This is a genomic window from Niveispirillum sp. (assembly GCF_052437035.1).
Taxonomy (GTDB): domain Bacteria; phylum Pseudomonadota; class Alphaproteobacteria; order Azospirillales; family Azospirillaceae; genus Niveispirillum.
In genome coordinates this window covers 296540-303945 of the sequence record NZ_JBQVOH010000007.1, presented here as the reverse complement: position 1 = coordinate 303945, position 7406 = coordinate 296540, and the positions used below count along the sequence as shown (strand labels likewise).

General features: G+C 64.6%; 9 protein-coding genes and 1 tRNA gene. 6 read left to right on the top strand and 4 right to left on the bottom strand.

Annotated elements, in window-relative coordinates:
• The 3 genes from ACT6Q8_RS18575 to ACT6Q8_RS18565 form a co-directional block, all read right to left on the bottom strand.
• The coding region (locus ACT6Q8_RS18575) for an electron transfer flavoprotein subunit beta/FixA family protein (protein WP_444739415.1) at positions 1-557 on the bottom strand (557 nt) is incomplete at its 3' end.
• 305 nt (positions 558-862) lie between these two features.
• Positions 863-1465, bottom strand: coding sequence for a cob(I)yrinic acid a,c-diamide adenosyltransferase (locus ACT6Q8_RS18570; RefSeq protein WP_054168136.1), 603 nt, complete (start codon positions 1463-1465; stop codon positions 863-865).
• A gap of 26 nt (positions 1466-1491) precedes the next feature.
• Entirely contained in the window at positions 1492-1671 is a 180-nt protein-coding gene (locus ACT6Q8_RS18565) for a twin transmembrane helix small protein (RefSeq protein WP_245924069.1), read from the bottom strand.
• A gap of 141 nt (positions 1672-1812) precedes the next feature.
• Between ACT6Q8_RS18565 and ACT6Q8_RS18560 the strand changes: the two genes are divergently transcribed.
• Together ACT6Q8_RS18560 and ACT6Q8_RS18555 are read left to right on the top strand one after the other, a co-directional pair.
• Positions 1813-3063, top strand: a complete 1251-nt coding sequence (locus tag ACT6Q8_RS18560) for a TCR/Tet family MFS transporter (protein ID WP_444733456.1) — start codon at positions 1813-1815, stop codon at positions 3061-3063.
• A complete protein-coding gene (locus ACT6Q8_RS18555; RefSeq protein ID WP_444733457.1) occupies positions 3063-3929 on the top strand; it encodes a DUF4743 domain-containing protein in 867 nt (288 codons plus the stop codon). The genes ACT6Q8_RS18560 and ACT6Q8_RS18555 overlap by 1 nt, the downstream gene beginning before the upstream one ends.
• An 81-nt stretch (positions 3930-4010) precedes the next feature.
• Here ACT6Q8_RS18555 and ACT6Q8_RS18550 read toward each other — a convergent pair whose 3' ends face one another.
• Positions 4011-4997 carry an adenosine kinase gene (locus tag ACT6Q8_RS18550; RefSeq protein WP_444733458.1) on the bottom strand — a complete coding sequence of 329 codons (987 nt, stop codon included), beginning with the start codon at positions 4995-4997 and terminating at the stop codon, positions 4011-4013.
• Positions 4998-5125: 128 nt separating this feature from the next.
• On the opposite strand from ACT6Q8_RS18550, the gene ACT6Q8_RS18545 reads away from it, so the two are divergent.
• The 4 genes from ACT6Q8_RS18545 (at position 5126) to ACT6Q8_RS18530 (ending at position 7299) form a co-directional block, all read left to right on the top strand.
• Complete coding sequence (locus tag ACT6Q8_RS18545; protein ID WP_054168132.1) at positions 5126-5806, top strand: EI24 domain-containing protein; 681 nt, start codon at positions 5126-5128, stop codon at positions 5804-5806.
• A gap of 40 nt (positions 5807-5846) precedes the next feature.
• A complete protein-coding gene (locus ACT6Q8_RS18540) occupies positions 5847-6626 on the top strand; it encodes a polymer-forming cytoskeletal protein (protein WP_444733459.1) in 780 nt (259 codons plus the stop codon).
• Between the two features lie 145 nt (positions 6627-6771).
• On the top strand, positions 6772-7107 hold the full coding sequence (locus tag ACT6Q8_RS18535) for a cupin domain-containing protein (RefSeq protein ID WP_444733460.1): 336 nt from the start codon (positions 6772-6774) through the stop codon (positions 7105-7107).
• A 116-nt stretch (positions 7108-7223) separates the two neighbouring features.
• A tRNA-Ala gene (locus tag ACT6Q8_RS18530) sits at positions 7224-7299 on the top strand.
• Positions 7300-7406: the final 107 nt, after the last annotated feature.

The window sequence follows — 7406 nt, the reverse complement described above, 5'->3', positions numbered from 1 at the left end:
GCATAGCGCGGCTCATTCAGGCGCAGGTCGGTGGTCACCACCGCCGGCAGCTTCAACGACACAGTCTCCAGACCGCCATCGATCTCCCGCGTCACGGCAACCGCACCATCGCCCGGCACAACCTTGGACGCAAACGTGCCCTGGCCCCAGCCCAGCAATGCTGCCAGCGCCTGGCCCGTCTGGTTGCTGTCATCATCAATGGCCTGCTTGCCCAGAATCACCAGATCGGGCGCTTCCTTGGCCACCACGGCCCGCAGCAGCTTGGCCACCGCCAGCGGCTGCACCTCGGCATCGGTCTGCACCAGAACGCCGCGGTCGCCACCCATGGCCAGCGCGGTCCGGATCGTCTCCTGCGCCGCTGCCGGGCCGATGGACACGACCACGATCTCCGTCGCCTTGCCCGCTTCCTTCAACCGCACGGCTTCTTCAACCGCGATCTCGTCAAACGGGTTCATCGACATCTTAACATTCGCAAGCTCGACACCGCTTCCGTCGGGCTTAACGCGGATCTTGACGTTGTAGTCAACGACACGCTTAACGGCGACTAGGAGTTTCATTGGCGATCCCCTCGCATGATAGCCGGCGGTGGATGGTCCCCGCCTGTTCACCCTGGCATTCAGCCATTCATTCGAACCTGGGCCTTAAGATTGGGCAATCAACGCCTGCCGTCCAGCCCCGTTAATCGCGGCGGACCTTAGGATTGCTGCGCTGCACATGTCAATAGTGTGCGTCCGGTAACGTAAAAACGTAATTTCGTTACCAGTGGCGCGCCATTGACCGGCCAATCATCTTCCCTTTACGTAATGGGAAGATACCAGCCGCGCGGCGGATTTCAAGGGGGTTTTGCGCAGGTTCAGGGCATTCAGCCCGGCGTTTCGCCGCGCGTCAGGCCCGGCACCCACAGCACGTCGGCGGCCCCCTTGTCATTGACCCAACGGCCAAGAACAAACAGATGATCCGACAGGCGGTTGATATATTTCAGGGCCGGTGCGCCGACATTCTCGGTCAGGGCCAGCTCGGTCATTTCCCGCTCTGCCCGCCGCGCCACGGTGCGAGCCTGATGCAGGTAGGCGGCGGCGGGGCGGCCACCGGGCAGGATGAAGCTGTTCAGCGGCGCCAGCTCAGCATTCATGCGGTCGATCTCCGCCTCCAGCCGGTCGACCTGGATATCGACGATGCGGAGCGGCGGATAGGGCGGGTTCTCCATCTCCGGCGTGCAGAGATCGGCGCCCAGATCGAACAGGTCGTTCTGGATACGGCCCAGCATGGCATCGGCATCGGCCAGGATCGGGTCATCCTTGACCGCCCCCGTATGCAGGCGCGCCAGCCCCAGGATGGCATTCGCCTCGTCCACGGTGCCATAGGCGGCGACGCGCAGCGCGTGTTTGGCCACGCGGGAACCATCGCCCAGCGACGTCTGTCCCTTGTCGCCGCCACGGGTATAGATGCGGGTCAGGCGGACCATGGCGCTACCTGCTGTCTGGGATTGTGTCAGGAGGCCATGAAGGCCAGGGCGAACAGCACGACAGCCGCCACCTGCAGCCGGATGCGCCACCACATCAGCTTGTTGCCGTATTTGGCGTTGAATTCGCCGCCGCGCGCCATGGCGAAAAGCCCGATCACCAGCACAGCCAGCGTGGCGATCATGGCCAGAACCATGAGGAAGATCATGAAACCGCTCATGCCCAACCATATAGCGCGGTATGGCGCCGCCGCCCAGGGGCAATGCGGAACAATTCATCGCACCCTTGGATGGGACTCACCGTCGCCTTTCTGATATGAGACGCCACGGCACCGCAGCCGGAAGAGCATATGTCCCGATCCTCCCCCCGCCAGGCCGGCATCCCCTTCATCATGATCACCGTCCTTCTGGACGTGTTGACCTTCAGCCTGACAATCCCGGTCTTTCCATCGCTGATCCGTCAGTTCGCGGTCAGCGAGGCGTCGGCAGCCTGGTGGATGGGGGCGATGATCGCCGCCTTTTCCATCATGCAGTTCCTGTTCGCGCCTGTGCTGGGTGCGCTGTCGGACCGGTTCGGGCGGCGCAAGGTGATCCTGGCCTCCATCGCGGGCATGGCGATAGACCAGCTGTTCATGGCGTTTGCACCAGGTCTGGTCTGGCTGCTGGTGGGGCGGATGGTGGCGGGGCTGACGGCAGCCAATGTGACGGCGGCCAATGCCTATATCGCCGATATCAGTGGGCCACAGGACCGGGCCAAGAATTTCGGCATGATGGGCGCGGCCTTTGGCGTCGGCTTCATCACGGGCCCGGCACTGGGCGGCATATTGGCAGAGGTCAACCTGCATTTGCCCTTCATGATGGCGGCCGGTCTGGCGGGTCTGAACTTCCTTTACGGATTGCTGGTCCTGCCCGAGTCGCTGGCCCCTGCCAACCGCCGCGCCTTCAGCCTGGCCCGCGCCAATCCCGTCGGGTCGCTGCGGGCACTGGCCATGCATCCCGCCGTCCTGGGCCTGGCCGCCAGCCGCACCTGCATGGTGCTGGCCATGGGCGTGATGCAGATGGTCTGGGTGCTGTACACGACCAAGCGTTTCGGGTGGAGCGAGCTGGATAACGGCCTGTCGCTGGCCGCCGTGGGCCTGACCACGGTGCTGGTGCAGGGCGTGCTGATCGACCGGATCGTGAAAAAGCTGGGGGAGCCGCGCACGGCCCTGCTGGGCATCAGCCTGGAATCCACCGCCTATATCGGTTATGGCGCGGCCAACAGCGCCACGGCCTTCGCCGCCTTCATCCCCGTCCATTCGATGAGCGGGATCAGTTCGCCGGCGATCCAGAGCATCGTGGCGCGCAGCGTGGGGGCCGATGAACAGGGTTCTGTCCAGGGGGCCTTTGCCAGCATGCAGAGCCTGACCTTCATCCTGGCCCCCCTGATCGGGGCCGAACTGTTCGAACATTTCACGGCGGAGGGGGCCACGATCCCCATCCCCGGCATGCCCTTCTATTTCGGGGCCGCCATGCTGGCCCTGGCCGGGCTGGTCGCCGCCTGGGCCATGCGGCGCGTGCCGGCCCCCAAACACGCTGACCCGGTGACGGAGGCCGCCTGATGGTTGATCCTGCCCTGACACAAGGCTTCCTGCGTCATATCCGGGCCTGCAACCGCCACGACCTGTCGGGCTTCCGGCCCTTCTCCATCGCCGGTGTCACGGTGGGGCAGGTGCGGATTGGCTTCATGGAACGGCTGCTGGCCCTGGGCCTGCCCTTCATCCCCGATGCGGGCGGGATCAGCCTGCATCCCGGCCTGACCGATGCGCCGTCGCGCACGCGGGCGGTGGCCGCCGCCCTGGACCGGCTGGTTGCGGAAGGGACCATCCCGAAACTGCGCCGGGAAATGTACACAGTCTCCGGTGGCTGGGGCCATCCCGCCCTGATGGAGCTGGACCGCGCGGCCATCCCGTTCTTCGGGGTCACGGCCTATGGCCTGCACGTCAACGGCTTCGTGCGCAAGCCGGATGGCATCCACCTGTGGGTGGGCAAGCGCGCCATGGACCGGGGCGTCGCGCCGGGCCAGTACGATAATCTGGTGGCGGGCGGACAGCCGGCGGGGTTGAGCCTGTCCGACAATCTGATCAAGGAAGCCTGGGAAGAGGCGGGGCTTTCGGCGGAACAGGCGCTGCGCGCGGTTCCGGTAGGGGCCATCACCTATCTGATGGAACAGGACAAGGGGCTGAAGCCTGATGTCCTGTTTCTGTATGATCTGGAACTGCCGCCCGACTTCGTGCCTCGCAACACCGATGGCGAGGTGGAACGGTTCGAGCTGTGGCCCGTCGCCCGCGTGGCGCAAAGCGTGCGCGACAGCGACGATTGGAAATTCAACGTCAACCTGACGGTGATCGATTTCCTGATCCGCCATGGCTGGCTGACGCCCGACCATCCCGAATATCTGGATCTTTGTCGCGGGTTAAGGCGGTAATGCCTGTCGCATGCGCTGGCCCTTATGCGACCTACGGCTATTCGTAGGTCGCATAAGGGCCAGCGCATGCGACGATGCCGATCAAAGCCCCTTGGACGCCACTAACTCAGCCAGATTGACCTCCGACCGCGCACCGTAATGGGTGATGATCTCACCCGCACAGATGGCACCCAGGCGCGCGCAGTCGGACGGGCTGCGGCCCTGGGTGTAGCCATAGAGGAAGCCGGCGGCGAACAGGTCGCCCGCGCCCGTGGTGTCCACGACCTGGGACACTTTCTCGGCGGGAACCGAATAGGTCTCCCCACCCACCAGGACGGTCGCCCCCTGCTCACCCCGCGTCAGGACGGCCACTTCCACATGTTTGCGCGCCTCGGCCGCGGCACTGTCGAAATCGCCACCGAACAGGGCGACGATCTCGCTCTCATTCGCGAACAGGATGTCGACATGGTTCTTCACCAGATCGCGGAAACTGTCCAGGTGACGGTTCACGCAGAACGGGTCGGACAGTGACAAAGCCACCTTCTGCCCCGCCTCATGCGCCAGGGCGGCTGCCTTCAGGAAGGCCTGCTTGGCCGCCGGCGGGTCCCACAGATAGCCCTCCATGTAAACGACCTTCGAGGATTTGATCACCGCCGGATCGATATCGTCGGGCGTCAGGTCCAGGCAGGCACCCAGGAAGGTGTTCATGGTGCGGTGCCCGTCGGGCGTCACCAGGATCAGGCAGGAGCCCGTGGGCTTGCCGTCGGTCAGGTCGGGCGTGTCGAACACCACGCCGGCGGCGCGGATGTCATGGCGATAGACCTTGCCCAGCTGATCATGGGCAACCTTGCCCACGAACACGCCCTTGCCGCCCAGCGACGCCAGGGCCGCCATGGTGTTGCCCGCAGACCCGCCCGACATTTCCAGACCCGGACCCATCTTGGCATACAGCGCATCAGCCTCTTCGGCGCTGATCAGGCGCATGGCGTTCTTCACCAGGCCATTGGCGGTCAAAAACTCTTCGTCGGCCTTGGCGATCACGTCCACGATCGCGTTACCCAGACCCACCACATCATAAACAGCCGCCACGAATGGCCTCCACAAAACGATCAGAATTGGCGCGGAGTATAGGCAGACCGCGTCTTGCGGCAAGTGCCCATGCATCCCCATATGGATGGTGCTGGTGCATAGGTGCGGGTGATTGGGGAGTCTATAACATGATCCGGGAATTGTCGCGCGCTGTAGGGCAATTGCCCGACCCCGCCTTTACCCGCGTCCTGATCTTCGCCGCCCTTGGTACGATTGCGCTGTTTACGGTCCTGCTGACCGGGTTCGGCTGGCTTTTGACCCATACATCCCTGTTCGATATCGGCTGGGTGGAAACGGGTATCGACCTGCTGGGCGGGGTGGCGGGGCTGGTGCTGGCCTGGCTGATGTTTCCCGCCGTGATGGTCGTCGTTTCCTCCACCATGCTGGATGGGATCGTCGATGCCGTGGAACGCCGCCATTACCCGCATCTGCCCCCACCGCGGCGCATCCCCGTCTGGCGCTCCGTGCTGGAAGGGCTGAAGTTCTTAGGCCTGGTGGTGCTGGTCAACCTGCTGGCCCTGCCCTTCTATTTCGTGCCCGTGGTCAACCTGTTCGTCTGGTTCCTGGTGAACGGTTACCTGATTGGGCGGGAATATTTCGAGCTGGTGGCCGTCCGCCGGCTTACCCCGATGGGGGTGAAATTTCTGCGCAGCGAGCGGCGGATGGGACTTTTTGCGGCGGGCGTCATTATCGCCTTTCTTTCGTCGCTTCCACTCGTCAATCTGCTGGTGCCCGTGCTGGCGGCGGCGTTCATGGCCCATCTTGTCGAAGGGATGCGGCGTGATCTTCCGGTTGCAGCATCTGTGTGAACCCCGCCTTTAGCCGATGAGATACAGGGGGCAAGACAACATGTTCCGACGCCAGAGACCGCCCGTGGCCCCGGCCACGCCCACCCCGCCCGAACCGCCGGTGCCGCCCGCACCGCCGACCGATGCGGGTGGGAGCGCTGCCGGATTCCGCCCGGCGGAGCCGGCGGCGGCCACTCCTTCCGCCATTGTTGAACCCAGCACCGATACCGGTTCCGAAACCAGCCCGAGGACGACGATGAACACGCCTTTCTCCACCCCGCCCGGCGGCCCGCTTTCTTCTGCCGCCCCGTCGCTGAAGACGGAGATCCCGCGCCGCGTCGTCGATATTCCCAACAGCCCGCCCAAGCGTGTCGCCCCCACCGGCGTGGAAGGCAACAGCCCCGCCACGGCGGAGATGCGCAAGCTGATCGTGGGCCGCGATATCAGCCTGTCGGGTGAGATCGCCGCCTGCGACGTGCTGGTCGTCGAAGGCACCGTTGAGGCCAAGCTGCGCGACGGCCATGTCGTGGAGATCACCGATACCGGTCTGTTCAAGGGCTCGGTGGAGATTGACGAGGCCGATATCGGTGGCCGCTTCGAAGGCGACATCACGGTGCGCGGCACCCTGAAGGTCCGCTCCACAGGCCGCATCACGGGCAATATCCGCTACGGCACGCTGGAAGTGGAAAATGGCGGACAGCTGTCGGGCACCATCCAGGTGCTGGGCGTCGATGCCGCAGTACCCGCACCCAAGGCCGCCGCCCCGGCCCCGCAGCCGGCCCCGGTACAGGTCGCCGCCGCCCCGGTGGCCGACGCCGAGGACGAGGAAGCGGTGGGCTGATACCCTCCCCTCCCTCCTTGTTGATGAGAACCCCGCCGGTGCCGCCGGCGGGGTTTTTCATGTGGCAGGGACAATTCAGGGACTTGGCGGGAGACATTGCGATGTTGTTCGCTGAACGGGCTATCGCCTGCCGGAGCGTGCCCGCATGACCCCGCCCTTTCTGTTCACCCCCGCGAGCGCCATGGCCGCCATCGCGGGCCGGACCGGTATTCAGCGGTTCGAGTACATGATCCGCCATGGCAGCATGAAGGCCGGGCTCTATGCCCCGCAGAACCGGGACGAGCAGGGACCGCATAAGCAGGATGAGCTGTATGTTGTCGTTACCGGCACCGGCACCTTCGAAAAGGCGGGGCAGACACAGGCTTTTGGCCCCGGCGATCTGATCTTTGTAGAAGCCGGGGTGGAACACCGGTTCACCGGCTTCAGCAATGATTTCACCTGCTGGGCCATTTTCTGGGGTCCCGACGGCGGCGAGGCTTGAGGTCCTTCACATGCCTGCCTTGCCCGGATCGCTGATCAAGGGGCTTGCATCCGCGCCCGCTTTTGTCCATAAAGCCGCCCACCGCGACGGTCACCCAGACGCCGCGTACAAGTTTCGGGGCCATAGCTCAGCTGGGAGAGCGCTACAATGGCATTGTAGAGGTCAGCGGTTCGATCCCGCTTGGCTCCACCAAGATCAAAGGCCCTGCCGGCAACGGCGGGGCCTTTGTCGTTTCGGCCCCAATCCCCTTGCGCCCGCCCTTCCCGAAAGGGAAACTGCCCCGCGATCATAAGGACAAG

Coding starts and splice junctions, on each gene's coding strand:
- ACT6Q8_RS18535 (WP_444733460.1), top strand. CDS start 6,772: ATGACCCCGCCCTTTCTGTTCACCCCCGCGAGCGCCATGGCCGCCATC.
- ACT6Q8_RS18555 (WP_444733457.1), top strand. CDS start 3,063: ATGGTTGATCCTGCCCTGACACAAGGCTTCCTGCGTCATATCCGGGCC.
- ACT6Q8_RS18545 (WP_054168132.1), top strand. CDS start 5,126: ATGATCCGGGAATTGTCGCGCGCTGTAGGGCAATTGCCCGACCCCGCC.
- ACT6Q8_RS18560 (WP_444733456.1), top strand. CDS start 1,813: ATGTCCCGATCCTCCCCCCGCCAGGCCGGCATCCCCTTCATCATGATC.
- ACT6Q8_RS18570 (WP_054168136.1), bottom strand. CDS start 1,465: ATGGTCCGCCTGACCCGCATCTATACCCGTGGCGGCGACAAGGGACAG.
- ACT6Q8_RS18565 (WP_245924069.1), bottom strand. CDS start 1,671: ATGATCTTCCTCATGGTTCTGGCCATGATCGCCACGCTGGCTGTGCTG.
- ACT6Q8_RS18540 (WP_444733459.1), top strand. CDS start 5,847: ATGTTCCGACGCCAGAGACCGCCCGTGGCCCCGGCCACGCCCACCCCG.